The sequence below is a fragment of the Streptococcus sobrinus DSM 20742 = ATCC 33478 genome (assembly GCF_000686605.1).
Taxonomy (GTDB): domain Bacteria; phylum Bacillota; class Bacilli; order Lactobacillales; family Streptococcaceae; genus Streptococcus; species Streptococcus sobrinus.
Genome location: NZ_JMLC01000005.1, coordinates 29,973 through 44,491 on the forward strand (window position 1 = coordinate 29,973; position 14,519 = coordinate 44,491).

Annotated in this window: 12 protein-coding genes and 3 pseudogenes; 7 read left to right on the forward strand and 8 right to left on the reverse strand. The window is 45.5% G+C overall.

Translation table 11 applies throughout. The features are described from left to right. Nucleotides 1-14 precede the first annotated feature (14 nt). Together groES and groL are read left to right on the forward strand one after the other, a co-directional pair. Complete coding sequence (gene groES, locus BS63_RS0103490) at nt 15-299, forward strand: co-chaperone GroES (protein ID WP_002961824.1); 285 nt, start codon at nt 15-17, stop codon at nt 297-299. Between the two features lie 218 nt (nt 300-517). Continuing rightward, nucleotides 518-2,143 carry a chaperonin GroEL gene (gene groL / locus BS63_RS0103495; RefSeq protein WP_019772051.1) on the forward strand — a complete coding sequence of 542 codons (1,626 nt, stop codon included), beginning with the start codon at nt 518-520 and terminating at the stop codon, nt 2,141-2,143. A 256-nt stretch (nt 2,144-2,399) separates the two neighbouring features. On the opposite strand, the gene BS63_RS1000000112370 is transcribed toward groL, so the two are convergent. From BS63_RS1000000112370 to BS63_RS0103510, 4 genes are all read right to left on the reverse strand, one after another. Then, the gene (locus BS63_RS1000000112370; RefSeq protein WP_282705101.1) at nt 2,400-2,507 is read right to left on the reverse strand and encodes a hypothetical protein; all 108 of its coding nucleotides are present in this window, start codon (nt 2,505-2,507) and stop codon (nt 2,400-2,402) included. Then, a complete protein-coding gene (locus BS63_RS1000000111305) occupies nt 2,504-2,746 on the reverse strand; it encodes a DUF975 family protein (RefSeq protein ID WP_282705102.1) in 243 nt (80 codons plus the stop codon). Before BS63_RS1000000111305 ends, BS63_RS1000000112370 begins: the two co-directional genes overlap by 4 nt. 9 nt (nt 2,747-2,755) lie before the next feature. Next, nucleotides 2,756-3,106, reverse strand: coding sequence for a hypothetical protein (locus BS63_RS0103505; protein WP_019769497.1), 351 nt, complete (start codon nt 3,104-3,106; stop codon nt 2,756-2,758). 171 nt (nt 3,107-3,277) lie between these two features. After that, the gene (locus BS63_RS0103510; RefSeq protein ID WP_002961822.1) at nt 3,278-4,150 is read right to left on the reverse strand and encodes an RluA family pseudouridine synthase; all 873 of its coding nucleotides are present in this window, start codon (nt 4,148-4,150) and stop codon (nt 3,278-3,280) included. 68 nt (nt 4,151-4,218) lie between these two features. Here BS63_RS0103510 and pbp2a point away from each other — a divergent pair, with 68 nt between their 5' ends. From pbp2a to secE, 3 genes and pseudogenes are all read left to right on the forward strand, one after another. Next, nucleotides 4,219-6,558 (forward strand): penicillin-binding protein PBP2A, encoded by a 2,340-nt coding sequence (gene pbp2a / locus BS63_RS0103515; protein ID WP_002961821.1) that lies wholly within the window; start codon nt 4,219-4,221, stop codon nt 6,556-6,558. A 298-nt stretch (nt 6,559-6,856) separates the two neighbouring features. Beyond that, nucleotides 6,857-7,009 (forward strand): 50S ribosomal protein L33, encoded by a 153-nt coding sequence (rpmG, locus tag BS63_RS1000000111705; RefSeq protein WP_002961820.1) that lies wholly within the window; start codon nt 6,857-6,859, stop codon nt 7,007-7,009. A 25-nt stretch (nt 7,010-7,034) separates the two neighbouring features. Next, nucleotides 7,035-7,225: pseudogene (secE, locus tag BS63_RS0103520) on the forward strand (preprotein translocase subunit SecE). A gap of 65 nt (nt 7,226-7,290) precedes the next feature. On the opposite strand, the pseudogene BS63_RS1000000111310 reads toward secE, so the two are convergent. Together BS63_RS1000000111310 and BS63_RS0103530 are read right to left on the reverse strand one after the other, a co-directional pair. Beyond that, nucleotides 7,291-8,310: pseudogene (locus BS63_RS1000000111310) on the reverse strand (Gfo/Idh/MocA family oxidoreductase). A gap of 280 nt (nt 8,311-8,590) precedes the next feature. Continuing rightward, entirely contained in the window at nt 8,591-9,676 is a 1,086-nt protein-coding gene (locus BS63_RS0103530) for a hypothetical protein (protein ID WP_028798436.1), read from the reverse strand. Between the two features lie 195 nt (nt 9,677-9,871). Between BS63_RS0103530 and nusG the strand changes: the two genes are divergently transcribed. Further along, complete coding sequence (gene nusG, locus BS63_RS0103535) at nt 9,872-10,414, forward strand: transcription termination/antitermination protein NusG (protein WP_002961817.1); 543 nt, start codon at nt 9,872-9,874, stop codon at nt 10,412-10,414. 48 nt (nt 10,415-10,462) lie between these two features. Here the strand turns inward: nusG and BS63_RS1000000111315 are convergent. Further along, nucleotides 10,463-11,612 (reverse strand): annotated as a pseudogene (locus BS63_RS1000000111315) (class I SAM-dependent methyltransferase). A gap of 206 nt (nt 11,613-11,818) precedes the next feature. Between BS63_RS1000000111315 and BS63_RS0103545 the strand changes: the two are divergent. Then, nucleotides 11,819-12,163: a DUF6568 family protein gene (locus tag BS63_RS0103545; RefSeq protein WP_002961816.1), complete on the forward strand. Its 345-nt coding sequence runs from the start codon at nt 11,819-11,821 to the stop codon at nt 12,161-12,163. A 54-nt stretch (nt 12,164-12,217) separates the two neighbouring features. Here the strand turns inward: BS63_RS0103545 and gshAB are convergent, their stop codons facing one another. Next, nucleotides 12,218-14,470, reverse strand: a complete 2,253-nt coding sequence (gshAB, locus tag BS63_RS0103550) for a bifunctional glutamate--cysteine ligase GshA/glutathione synthetase GshB (protein WP_028798437.1) — start codon at nt 14,468-14,470, stop codon at nt 12,218-12,220. Nucleotides 14,471-14,519 lie beyond the last annotated feature (49 nt).

Genomic DNA, 14,519 nt, shown 5'->3' on the forward strand with positions numbered 1-14,519 from the left:
TTGGAGGTATGGTAATGTTAAAACCTTTAAGCGATCGTATCGTTGTAAAATTTGAAGAAGTAGAAGAGACCACAGCTAGTGGTTTTGTATTGGCGGGTAGCTCCCACGAAGCGACTAAGGCAGCCACTGTTTTGGCAGTCGGTCCTGGTAGTCGAACCCTGCATGGGGACCTGATTGCTCCAAGCGTTGCCCAAGGCGATAAGGTTTTGGTCGAAAATGGTGCTGGTCTTGATGTCAAAGATGGTGACGACAAGTTTTCTATCATCCGTGAAGCTGACATTTTGGCTGTGCTTGACTAAATTAGAAGCAAGCTCAGCTCAAGCAAAAGGTCAGTCTGCTTCTTAATGACTGACTAGAAAAATTTCTTGGTTTAGCTGGCCTAGCAGGATATGCTAGGTCTAGGATAACCCTAGCTTCTTCTTGCAAAGGACGAATTTGAGCTCCAAGTTGGAATCAAATTGCCCTTGTGAAGCCGCTAATCCAAGCAAGAGATAGATAAGAAAGACAGGTAAAATAAATGGCAAAAGATATTAAATTTTCAGCAGATGCACGCTCTGCCATGGTGCGTGGTGTTGACGTTTTGGCGGATACTGTTAAGGTAACGCTTGGCCCTAAAGGCCGCAATGTCGTATTGGAAAAATCCTTTGGATCACCTTTGATTACCAACGATGGGGTAACCATTGCCAAGGAAATCGAATTGGAAGACCACTTTGAAAATATGGGTGCCAAACTGGTATCAGAAGTTGCTTCCAAGACCAATGACATCGCTGGTGACGGGACAACCACCGCAACCGTTTTGACCCAGGCTATCGTTCGTGAAGGCCTCAAAAACGTCACAGCAGGTGCTAACCCAATCGGCATCCGTCGTGGTATTGAAAGGGCTGTTTCAACTGCTGTTGATGAACTTAAGGCAATCGCTCAACCCGTTGCCAACAAGGAAGCCATCGCTCAGGTTGCTGCCGTATCTTCTCGCTCTGAAAAGGTCGGTGAATACATCTCTGAAGCTATGGAAAAGGTTGGTAATGATGGGGTTATTACCATTGAAGAATCTCGTGGTATGGCAACCGAATTGGATGTCGTTGAAGGGATGCAATTTGACCGTGGTTACCTCTCTCAATACATGGTGACCGACAATGAAAAGATGGTCGCAGACCTAGATAACCCTTATATCTTGATTACAGACAAGAAGATTTCTAACATCCAAGACGTGCTGCCACTCTTGGAAGAAGTGCTCAAGACCAGCCGTCCTCTCTTGATTATTGCTGACGACGTGGATGGTGAAGCCCTCCCAACTCTGGTTCTCAATAAGATTCGTGGTACCTTCAATGTTGTGGCTGTCAAGGCTCCTGGCTTTGGTGACCGTCGCAAGGCCATGTTGGAAGATATTGCCATCCTGACCGGTGGTACAGTCATTACCGAAGACCTTGGTTTGGAACTCAAGGATGCTAGCATTGCTTCCCTTGGTCAAGCAGCCAAGATTACCATTGATAAGGATTCAACCGTCATTGTGGAAGGTGCTGGCTCAGCTGATGCCATCGCCGAACGTGTTGCTGTTATCAAATCACAATTGGAAAGCACCACATCAGAATTTGACCGTGAAAAACTGCAAGAACGCTTGGCGAAATTGTCCGGCGGTGTCGCAGTCATCAAGGTTGGTGCCGCAACCGAAACCGAACTCAAGGAAATGAAACTCCGCATTGAAGACGCCCTCAACGCTACCCGTGCTGCCGTTGAAGAAGGCATCGTTGCCGGTGGTGGTACCGCTCTGGTTAATGTCATTGAAAAGGTTACTGCCCTTGATTTGGCTGGTGACCAAGCAACAGGCCGTAACATCGTCCTTCGTGCTCTGGAAGAACCTGTTCGCCAAATCGCCCGCAACGCTGGTTATGAAGGTTCTGTTATCATTGAAAAACTCAAAGCAAGCAAGTCAGGAACTGGTTTCAATGCTGCCGATGGTAGTTGGGTCGATATGGTTGAAGCCGGTATCATTGACCCTGTCAAGGTCAGCCGTTCAGCCCTGCAAAATGCAGCTTCCGTTGCTAGTCTGATTTTGACAACCGAAGCTGTTGTCGCAGATCACCCAGAAGAAAATGCTCCCGCAGCTCCAGCCATGGACCCAAGCATGATGGGTGGGATGATGTGATAGGATAAGTAAAACTGGGTGCTAAAGGCACCTGTTTTACAACGGTAGCCCCGATGGTGGGCTACCTAATCCTACCACTAATTCAAAGGACGAAGTATTATCGACTTCGTCCTTTTCATGTCGTGTCCAATAAATTTAAGGGCGGCACTAAGGCCTAGGGATATCTGGCCAGCCCTTTGCTTGATTCAAGAGAATAATAAAAGAGGAAATCCAATCGGATTGCCTCTTTTTCGTGTCTTAATATGAGAGTATTACTTTAATCAGCTAATGCTTCTGGATTTTGAGCGACTAGGTTGCGGTAGAATTCCGCACGCGTTGTTTGCATGTAAGGATGGAGCCAAAGATAACCGATACCAAAGGTCAAACTTGCCAGGATAATCCAACCCAGGAAGCTGAGGTCCAGAACGAAGAGGCCCCATTATGGCCATCCATCAGACGGCGAGATTTAGTGATGGCTTCAGTGGCCGATAGGTTCTTGCCTTGACGCTTAAGGTCATCGACAATATAGGTGGACATAGCATAAGAGTAGGTTTTGATGATTCCTGGAATAAAGAAGAGCAGGCCCCAAAGAACTATGAAAATATATTGAAGAATCCAATTCAATAGGAATGCTCAAATACGACCTTCTGTAAAGCCTGCAAAAGTACTAGCAATGACATTTTCATCCTTACGATTATCAATAAAGTGAAGGAAACCAAGTGTAGCACTGGAAGCGATCAGCCCTAGAGTGAAGCCTCCTGCGCCAGTGAAAGGTGAGGTATGGAAGGTAAAGCGGAAGCTATCAGTCGTATTGGTTGTCGCATCATAATTAGTGACCCACTCTGCTGATGTTAAGATACTATGAATAATATCTAATTGAAGTAGGAACTGGATGAGCCAAACGACGGCAACAACTCCCACAGCCCATTTCCAATTACCAGAAAGTTTTTGTTTAGCTCTAGCTTTCAATTCACTGCGTGTCATAATCTTTCTCCTTTTTATTGTTAATGTGAAATGCTGACACAATAATGCTCTAAGGTTTTGTCTAATTGAACTACTTCCTTACTACAATAAGTATAATTATTTTCTGAAAATTGTAAAGCTCTAAATTAAAAATTTAATAATATTCTGCTCATAAGCTTAAAAAGCCCCACCCTATTTAGGCAAGCCTTTTTCAAAACTAGTTGATTGAGCCTTAATAATGACTTTTTCTCTGGTGAAAGGGTGGATAAAACTGAGTTGGTGGGCGTGGAGCATGAGGCGCCTGGCAGGGACCTTACTATAAAGGGGATCACCGATAATGGGGTGGCCGTGATGGGCTAGGTGGACCCGGATTTGGTGGGTGCGACCGGTTTCCAGTTGACAGTTAACCAGACTGGATGGTCCCTTAGGGCCAGAAAATTCCTTGAATCTGCGGACATGGGTGATGGCCGCTTTCCCCTTTGCTGTCACTAGGCGTTTCTTGCGGTCATGGCGGTCTCGGCCAATCTTATCGCGGTAAGTGCTGGTTCTGTTTGTTAGCCTCCCTTGTACCAGGGCCCAGTATTGTCGAGAAATTTTCTTGTCTTCTAAGAGGTGATTAAGGATGGGGAGGACAAAGGGATTCTTAGCCAAAAGGACTAGACCGCTGGTTTCCCTGTCCAGCCGGTGGACCACATAGCAGGCCTGTCCCACGTAGGCCGAAACATGGTTAAGGAGGGCGATTTCACCAGGCTGGTTGGCATGTGTCTTCATGCCTTCAGGTTTGTTAACGATGATAAGATGCTGATCCTCATAGAGGCAGTCCACCAGCTCCGCTTGACCAAAGGGAACGGCCTTCTTAGGATAATCGTCTTCATCGAAAAGGAGTGTAAGCTCATCACCGGCTCTGACGGGATTTTGCCAGCTACAAGTCTGTCCATTTAGCAGGAGGTGTCTCTTGCTTCTTAGGAAATGTCGAATTTTTTTGGGGACTAGCCATTGCCTTTCTAGGAGCTCCTCAACTGTCATTTCAGCAAAGGAGCTGGGGATTGGAATTTGGAATTTCATGCCTTTGATTTTAGCACAAATCAGGGTTTCTCTCTAGGTTTTTGGAAGAAACTTGCTATAATAGGGCTATGAAATTATTAGAAACAATCAAAGAAGGGGCCAAGAAATTTGGCCAGAAATTTTTGACTTCAAATAAAAAACAAAAGAAGAGAGGCCCTGCTAAGGCAGAGTCTGCCGATGGTGATGAACTGTCCATGACCCAAAAATTAGAGTCGGTTCCAGTGCACGAAAGTGCCTATCACCGCAGTCATGCGCCTCATCATCAGAGTCGACTGGACAAGTTGGTTGAGAAATACCCTAAGCTGGCCTTTCTCAAGATTATCATTCCCGACAAGCAGTCTTGGATTCGGCGTTTCTGGCGGCGGTACAACCTCAGCCGAATTTTAGCCATTGCTGTTGCAGGTTTTGTTCTCTTTACAGCGGCTTATCTTTTCTACCTGGCCAAGACCACCAATGTCTCTGACCTCCAGGATGCCCTCAAATCCTCGACAGTTATTTATGACCGCAAGGGTAAGGAAGCCGGCACCCTCATGGGAAATAAGGGAACCTATGTCGAGCTGGACCAGATTTCTGATGACTTGGAACATGCGGTGATTGCAACCGAGGATCGGACCTTTTATAAGAACCACGGTATCAACTATAAACACTTCGTTCTAGCCATTCTGACTGCTGGTCATTTTGGGGGTGGCTCAACCATTACCCAACAGTTAGCTAAAAATGCCTACCTCAGTCAGGAGCAGACAGTCACGCGGAAGGCCAAGGAATTTTTCCTAGCGGTCGAGCTTAATAAGAAGTATTCCAAGAAGCAAATTCTAACCATGTATCTCAACAATGCCTACTTTGGTAATGGGGTCTGGGGAGTTGAAGATGCCAGTCAGAAATACTTTGGGACTTCAGCGGCCAATCTAACCACCGACGAGGCCGCCACTCTAGCCGGTATGCTCAAGGGACCGGGAATCTATAATCCCCTCTATTCCACAGAAAATGCGACTAACCGCCGCAATACCGTTCTCCAGAACATGGTCAATGCAGGCTATCTCAAGGAGGCAGATGCCAAATCCTTTAAGGCCGTTGACATGTCCAGCCGCCTTCAGGACACCTGTTCGGGTAAGGATGAGAAGTATAATTACCCGTCCTACTTTGATGCGGTGGTCAACGAGGCCATCAATAAATACGGCATATCAGAAAAAGACATCCTCAACAACGGTTACAAGATTTATACTGAATTAGACACCAACTACCAGGATGGTATGCAGACGGTCTATGCAGACACTTCCCTCTTTCCAACCTCACCAACAGATGGCTCATCTGCCCAGTCCGCTAGCGTAGCTATTGATCCATCGACTGGGGGCGTTCGCAGTCTGGTTGTTCGCCTTAACTCAACCGATAATCCGACCTTTAGGGCCTACAATTATGCCACCCAGTCTTCTCGCAGTCCGGGTTCGACCATCAAGCCTCTGGTGGTCTATTCACCAGCTGTAACTGAAGGCTACGATATTGATGAAGACCTGCCCAATACGGTTCAAGATTATGATGGTTATGCCCCATCCAACTACGGTGGCATTGAATCTGAGAAGGTCCCTATGTATCAGGCCTTAGCCAACTCCTACAACATTCCAGCCGTCTATCTCCTGCATGAAATGGGCGTGGATACGGCCTTTGATTATGGTAAGAAATTTGGCCTCAATATGGACAAGGTGCCTAAAAATCTGGGGGTTGCCCTAGGTGGCAGTGTCACCACCAATCCTTTGGAGATGGCCCAAGCCTATTCGACCTTTGCTAATGGCGGGGTTATGAACGAGTCCCACTTTATTACCAAGATTGAGACGGCTTCAGGCAAATCTGTGGTTGAGTACAAAAAGGCTTCGTCGCGTGTCGTCAGCAAGTCGGTCAGTGACAAGATGACCAGCATGATGCTGGGTACCTTCTCCAACGGGACAGCGGTCAGTGCCAATGCTTATGGCTATACCATGGCTGGTAAGACTGGGACTACCGAGACCAGCTTCAACGAAGACCTGATTGGTGATGAGTGGGTCATCGGCTACACGCCTGACGTGGTTATTGCTCAGTGGATGGGCTTTGAGCACACCGATGAAAATCACTATATAATTGATAATTACGGAGCTTCGGACAATGTTTTCAGTCAGACTGCCAGCTACATTCTCCCTTATACCAAGGGAACAGAATTCACCCAAAAGAATGCCTATGCTTCTGACGGCCAAGACTTGACCTATGATGCTAGCAATAAGAACAGTAGTAGTAATTCCGATGAATCAAAGGGAATTATTGATAAAATTCAGGATGCTGCCGATGATGCTAAGAAGAAGGTCGACAAGGCTGTTGATGATTCAGGTATTGTTGAAAAAGCCAAGGATGCTTGGAATACCATCAAGGGATGGTTTGAGTAAGTTCTTGGCTTAGGAAAAACATTGAATTCGCCTAATCCTAATATTCACGGGAGCAAACCTTGCCCGTCGGCAGGCATATCATCACATAAAGAAAGTTAGGGGAGCCAGTCTCCCCTAACTTTTTTAGCCCAAAATAGTCGTAGAGAAGGCCAAGTGGAAAATGATAAAGGCCCCTCCTCCTTAACTGTCAAGAAGCGGTGGGTGAGTCTGAATCTTATTCCATGAAACAGTGCAAGGCCTTGACTTGCCTGCCAGCTTAATTCATGGTAAAATGATTAAGATTAAAACGGAGGCAATCATGTCGCAGAAAAAAGCCAGCCTAGCTTGCTCGGAATGTGGCTCACGCAATTATTCAATCAGTGTGAGTTCTACACCAAAGCCGACTCGCTTGGAAGTAAACAAATATTGTAAACATTGTAAGAAATATACCCTGCATAAGGAAACCCGCTAGTTAGCTAGCAGAAAGAGAGAGAAGCGTGAAATTTTTAGCCGGAATTTTTCAAATTTTAGAACATACTAGTTGGCCTACGCCAAGACAACGTTGGAAGGACTTCTTCGCAATTTTGGAATATACCTTATTCTTTACGGTAATCATTTATGCATTTGATTTTGTCCTGGTTGGGGAGTTAATTACCTCCTACAAAATGTAAACCTACCTTTTAAATAAGAACAGAAAAAAACCTAGCAAGGACGCTAGGTTTTTTGTCTGTAATGAGGGAGTCTTGCTTATCCCTACTGATCCGCTAGGCTCCTTAGCCCCTCTTCTAACATGCTCATGACTAAAAGTGTTTCTTGATCTTTAACCAATTTATTGGCTCCCTCTTCTAGGGTCTCGTAGAGGGTCTGGTAGTAAAGGCTATAGTCGCCTACCTCGGAAACGACCTTTTCTTGATGGTAGTTACCTTGAACATCCAGATAGGTTAAGCTGCCGTAGTCCTCAGGTCTATCTAAGCCAAAGTCTGCATGATCTGGTAGGTAGAAATGTTTGAGGTCCTCTTCCTGTCGGTCTTTTTTAGCCTTAATAAAAGTCCCCTTTTTGCCGTAAAGGGCAAAGCTAGGGCGGGCTTGAAGCCTAAAGTAGCTAGACTTGACAGAAACTTTGCAGGCACCATAATAGAGATCCAGATCAAAATAGTCATTCATTCGTTCTGACCCCAAGAGCTGGCGAACATCATAGTGAACCTGCTCAGGGGGACCAAAGAGGGAGATGACCTGATCTAAGGTATGACAAGCATGGGTGTAGAGGAAGCTCTCTTCCGGTTTGAAGGACTTGTTGGATTCAGGCACTTGGGGACGGTAATAGTCAAAATGCATTTCCATCTCGAGTAAGTCCCCCAATTTTCCACTAGCTAAGACTTTTTGGACCGTCAAAAAATCTGAGTCAAAGCGTCAATTTTGGTAGGCTTGGACAACTAGCCCCTGGGATTTAGCGAATTCAAAGAGTTCCCTGGCTTGGGCAAGATTATTCGTAAAGGGCTTTTCAACCAAGACATTTTTGCCAGCCTCAAGGCAGGTCTTGGCCAATTCATAGTGGGCAGACTGGGGCGTACAGATGGCTACTAGGCTAATTTCAGGGTCACTTAAAATATCATCTAGGTCGTGCGTGTAGTGAATGCCTTCTAATTCTGGCCAGCTGCTGTTGCTGCGTTGATAGATGGTCTTTACCAGAATTTTGTCAGCCAACTTTCTCACAAACGGCAGATGATAGCGATTGGTGCTCTTACCATTTCCAATATAAGCCATGGTTAACATAGGAGAAGCTCCTCTCTAACGGTGTTAAAGTATTTATTAAAAGAATGATGGACTTAGAGTTGTTCGGAGGTGATTTACATGATTGCTTACTTTCATAGATGAAGGCCCAGTCTCACCCTACTCACATTTTTTGGCTGAGAGCAAATTCCTCAAGCGACTCTAGCTCTGCCAGCAATGGCAGATAGGCTTATTGTAACCTTTTTTCAAGCATGAGCAAAGGATTTTTGCCTGATGAGCAAAATAAAACCCCCGAGACCTTAGTCTCAAGGATTGTCAATGATTATCCAGCTTGAAAGCCGCTAGTACCTGAATTAGAACTACTATTGTCATTGCCATCGTCATATTGTTCTTTCACATAGTCTTCAAGATTCTTGTAGCTCTTTTGGACCTTAGAACGGACGCTTTTTGCTTGGGATGTAGACATAGAGCGATAGGTTTCTCTGTAGTAAGGTTTAGAACCATCGTAATAGACAAAGATTAGTTCATCCCCTTTCCTAAAGTATCTTACCTTATAGTCGTCAAGACTTTCTGACTTTTCTGGTTTGCTAGGTGAATACAGGTAAGCATAGTCGTCATCAGTTCGGTGCGAAGCTGTTTGCTTTTGCTTATTGACAGTCAAAGTTCTTGTTGGATGTTCGTAGGAGGAGAAAGATACGGAATCACTACTAGCATCAAAGTAATTATAAAGAACGAAATTCCCGTCTTTATTGGATAGGTAGTATTTAAAGGTTACTTCACTGCTATCACTACCTGCGCGAGTGTCCTTATCATCCTTAAAATTTCCATTCTCGTAGTAGGTATCCCAGTCACCATCCTTATAGTAGGCAGATTCTTTGAGCTCCCAATCACCATTAGCAAGCTTGGTAGTGAGTTGTCTTTGAGAATGATGTCCCCAGAAGCCAGCCCCTAGTAGCGCTAAGGCGATAAGAACCATAATACCGATGTTGAGCCAAAGGGGCCAGCCCTTCTTGCCCCCCTTTTTCTTGAAGACTTGCCCCATCTTTTTGAAGGCAGAGGTTTTATTGGCCTGTCGCGCAACTGATGCTGCAGCCAGCGGTTGACCTTGGACAAGGGGAGCGGTAGGATTAGTTGTACCTGCTGGGGCATTCGGTGTTGCTACTCCTGTATTGATAGCTTGGTTAGCTGGTTGAGTTTGCAGAGGAGTTGAAGCCTGAGTTTGAGGGGCAGCGGTCTGCTCAGGAATTGCCTGATTAGGAATTTCTTGGGCCTTAGCTTGCTCAGTAGCTTGGACAGTTGTCTCAGGTTTAAATTCACCAGCCGAAGCAGCCTTTTGATAATCCTCCGGCAGAGGTTTCCGTCCTTGAGTTAGTTCGAAAAACTCGGCCCATTCTTTTTCATTCATCATAGTAATGGTCTCCTTAGTTAAATTTTCTCCTAAAAGAGTCAGATAGCAATAGTATATCATTTTTTGGTAAATTTTAAAAATTAGGAGGAAATTCTTTCTAAGTGCCAGAAATGTGCTATAATAAGGTGGCAAAGCCAAAGGAAGGCTTTTTTATATTGCTCTTGGTAACTAAGAAGGAATGAAAGGAAAATTAAAATGCTAGATTCATTTGATAAGGGCTGGTTTGTCCTGCAAACTTATTCAGGTTACGAAAATAAGGTCAAGGAGAACCTCTTACAGCGTGCGCAAACCTACAATATGACCGAAAATATCCTGCGCGTGGAGATTCCCACTCAAACCGTTAATGTTGAGAAGAATGGTAAGACAAAAGAAGTGGAGGAAAATCGCTTCCCAGGTTATGTTTTGGTTGAAATGGTCATGACCGATGATGCTTGGTTTGTCGTTCGGAATACTCCGAACGTTACCGGCTTTGTCGGATCTCACGGGAACCGTTCAAAGCCAACCCCGCTCTTGGAAGAAGAAATTCGTCAAATTTTAGTCTCAATGGGGCAAACAGTTGAAGTCTTCGACACTAATATCAAGATCGGTGATGTCGTGCAAATCATTGATGGAGCCTTTATGGGACAAGAAGGTCGCGTAATCGAAATCGAAAATAACAAGGTCAAAATCATGATTAACATGTTCGGCTCCGAAACCGCCGCCGAAGTAGAGCTCTATCAAATTGCCGAGCTAAATTAAGATAAAAAGCTGAGTCTAGGAAAACTCCTTGGCTCAGTTGTTTTTTGTCTATTGATACATATAATCCCTGGTCATGGGCATGGTGGATTTGGTATTTCCCTTGGAAAGCAGGTATTGAACCACGTCAATATTTCCGGCTTCAAAGGAGCCAGCACAGGCTTGCAGGTAGAGCTCCCACATACGAATGAAGCGCTCGTCATGAAGTTTTCGAACCTCGGGCAGATCCTTGTGGAAGTTCTCTGTCCAGATTTCCAGGGTCCTTTGATAGTGGCGCCGTAGAAACTCAATATCGGCAACTTGCAGACCAGCATCAGAAATGTGGTCTAAATTTTCAGTTAAACGAGGGCTATAGTCATCAGGGAAGATATACTTATTAATCCAGCCATTATAGCCATTGCCGTGATTGCCCCCTGCTTGACCAGAAATCCCGTGAATCAGGGCAAGGCCATCATCCTTGAGGTAGTTAAAGACAGTTTCAAAATATTGGCCCAGATTTTCTTTCCCCACATGCTCAAACATACCGACACTAGTGATATAGTCGTAGGGACCCTCTTTAATATCGCGGTAATCCTTAAGAATAATCTTGGCCCGACCTTCCAAGCCTTTTTCCTTAATCTTTTGGTTCACGAAGTTGACCTGTTCTTCACTGAGGGTAATTCCCGCAACATTCAATCCGTATTCTTCACAGGCCGTCAGCATGAGAGTACCCCAGCCGCAACCAATGTCCAAGAGGGCCTTGCCAGGCTGTGGATTGAGCTTCTTCCAAGCTGTCATCTTCGTGCTCAAAATAGGCACAAGAATAAGTCGCAGTCTTGTCCAGCCAAAGACGATAGAAGTCATTCCCGATATCATAGTGGCTTTGGACATCTGATTTACTGTCATCTTTAGTATGGGATTGCTTTGGCAGCAAGCGAACAAACTTACTATTTTTCAGGAAACTATCCGAAGCCCGATAGGCCGAGACAATCAGTTCTTGAATGGAGCCCTCAATTTCGATATCCCCATCCATAATCGCTTCTCCCAAAACGATAGAAGCATTTTTCGAAAGATTGGTTACCGAAATCTTCTTATTGAATTTTATTTTAACCTGTGGATTATCACCGTTATAAACCTCAGTCTTACCATTGGGGTAGGTGACCTGCAAGGGAATATCAAACGAGTTTTTTATGAGTTGTTTAACAATTAAGTTATTCATCATGAGAGCAACCCCCCCCTAATCATAATAAGCTCATTATAGTCCTCCCAAAGCACGATGGTAAATGATTGGCTTGGTCATTAGACAGAATAGACATACCTGTCCAATTTATTTGTAAGGTTCTTGCTTAAGGCTCTTTTATTTCCAAAACTTGCATCCCTTCTTTATTTGGTCTATGATAGAAAGAAAGTTTAAAGTGAGGTATCACCATGTCAAGTTTTGCTGAAGCTGTTGCCGCCTTTGAGGAAATTTCCGCACAAGCAGCTAAAGAAAGGATTGATTCCAAGGGAAAATTTATCCTCTTTGTCGGTCGTCCGACCTGCCCTTTCTGTCGTCGCTTTGCCCCTAAGTTGGCCCAAGTCGTTCAAGAAACTAGAGCCAAGGTTGCCTATCTTCACAGTGAGGATATGAGCCAAATTGAAGAAATTGCTGCCCTGCGGAAGCGTTACGGTATTGCGACTGTTCCGGGCCTCCTAGTGGCCAAAAATGGCTCAGTCAAGGTAGTCTGCGACTCCTCTCTAGACCCCGAGGATATTAAAGACTTTATCGCCTGATGGCATTTATAAAAAAGGCTCTGCCAGTTTTTTTACTAGCAGAGTCTTTCTTTATTATACTTCTGGGAAGAGCTTTTCAACGACCTTGGTGGTGATGACTTGACCAGGTCCCTTGGCACAATAGGTGTGCATATACATGAGGGGGTTAAAGTTGAGCTCAATACAGGTGGCATTCCTAGCCTCCTTAGTGTAAGGCAGGCTGTAGTCTGGGATAATTAAGTCCACCCCGCAGACCCAGGCTCCCATGGCCTTGGTCATCTGAGCCGCCAGTTCCAAGTAAGAAGGGTGCATCTCTTCGGTCATGTCAATGGAATCTCCACCAGTTGAGATATTGGAATTTTCTCTCAGATTGACACGAACATCCTTGTCAGGAATAGAGTCTAAACCGTAGCCCTGCTGGTCCAGCATCAATTGCTCAATCTCTCCTAACTGAATTTTTTCTAAGGGAGAGCGGTGGCCAGTTCCCCGCAGGGGATTGGCGTTTTTCTTTTCTACTAGTTGGGCGATGGTGGATTTACCGTCACCAACAACATTAGCCGCCTGACGCTCGACCACTCCCAGGGTCTCGCCATCCAGAACGAAGAAACGATACTCAGTCCCTGGGATAAATTCCTCAATCAAAACACTCTCATCCTCAGCAAAGGCCAGCTCCAGAGCCTTTTGGTAGTCTACCCGACTGGCCCCTTCCTTGAAAATGGAAATGCCTAGTCCAAAATTAGTGGACTTGGGTTTGATGACAATGGCCTTGGTGGCAAAGTTAGGGTAGGCGCTCAGGGCTTCTCCCAGCTGGTTAAATTCAGCCCCTGCAGGGACAGGAAAACCGGCCTTCTGCAAGATTTTCTTGGTGACAGTTTTATTTTCCATAGCTAGGGGAACGATAAAATTATCCTTGGCTGTCATATTGCCATCTTTGACGTATTCAATATGGTCACCCACCGAGAGCTTCAAAAATTGGTCGGACTCATCTAAGATTTCCAAGTTGATGCCCTTTTGGATGGTATCAAACATAATCAGCTGGGTTGAGAGCTCCATACCTTCAAAGCCCTTGAGGGCATAAGGAGCCTGCCAGGCTAAATAACTAAAACTTTGGCCCTGACTGCGACCAAATTCTTCCAGCGACCCATCCTTGATTTCCTTGACTAGACGACCACCAATAGTCAAGCTGGGGTCAGCCAACTGTTTCTCCAGCTTATCAACCAACTGACAATAGTAGCTAGGGACTTGGAAGTGCCTAATCAGTTCTCGCATAGCTGAGATGATTGATGAACTATCAGCCTCCCTAGGCAATTTAGCCAAGGGATGGGCTCTAGCGACTTGCTCATTAAGTTCCTCAGCACTTTGCAACTCTTGGTTAACGGTTTGGGGACCATCCAACCAGAGCAGAGCCAGGGCCAGAAGGTGAACCGTGTCCAAGGTCTCCTGAGCAATCCCCTGTTGGTCAAAGGGGTCAATGTCAAAGCAACGAAATTCTAAGTAGGTGATGCCTTGGCTAAGATAGTCCCGACTCCGTTTAGCTCCCCGCAGGCGAACTGGGGAGTAGAATTCTTTTTCGGCAATGAGACGACCATCGGCCACACAGGCCTCAATGTCCTCTACGTACTGCTCCAAGCTACTGTAGGACACTTTGACAGAATCATGATTGACATAGCCTAGAGAGCTGTTGCGAATGGAGCGAAGGGGACCGTCCAATTCTTGGTCAAAAAATCCTTTTTCAGCAAGAGGAGTAGCCCCGTAGAGGTAGGTTAGAAGCCAGCGGTATTTGATAAAGTTCTGGGCCAGTTTGAGGTAGAGGTCATTTTTAAAGGTAGCCAGATTCTTGTAACCACTGAGCTTAAAGAGTTGGTTCAGCAAATCTTGCCCCAGGCCATAATTATAGTGGATACCTGAAATGGTCTGCAATCTTTTGCCATAGACCTTGGCCAGATGCTGACGATAGCGACGCTCGAAGTCGTCCTCCAGTTGGGCAATGACAATCTCTTCTTCTGAGACCTGGGGTGGCATGGACAGGGGCCAAAGGTAGTCCTCCTTGTTTAAGCTACGACCGGCAACATCGGCAATCCCAGTTAGAAAACGTCGGGCTTCTTTGGTTGAGCTAGCAATAGGCGTAATCAGTTCAATCTGAGGCTCGCTGTAGTCGGTCTGGATATAAGGATGGAAATTGCGGGAGCCCAGTTTTTCGGGATGGGGTTTTTGGGATAAACGGTTAGTCTGGCGATCAATCCGCAAACTTTCGTGTTCGAGACCAAAAGTCCCCTGAAGAATTGGCAGGCTGGTGGGGCTATCTTGTAAGAGCTGGTCGACGGTCATAAAATCTCCTTTACTTGCAGTGCCTTATCAGAAAAAAAGTCAATCTTAT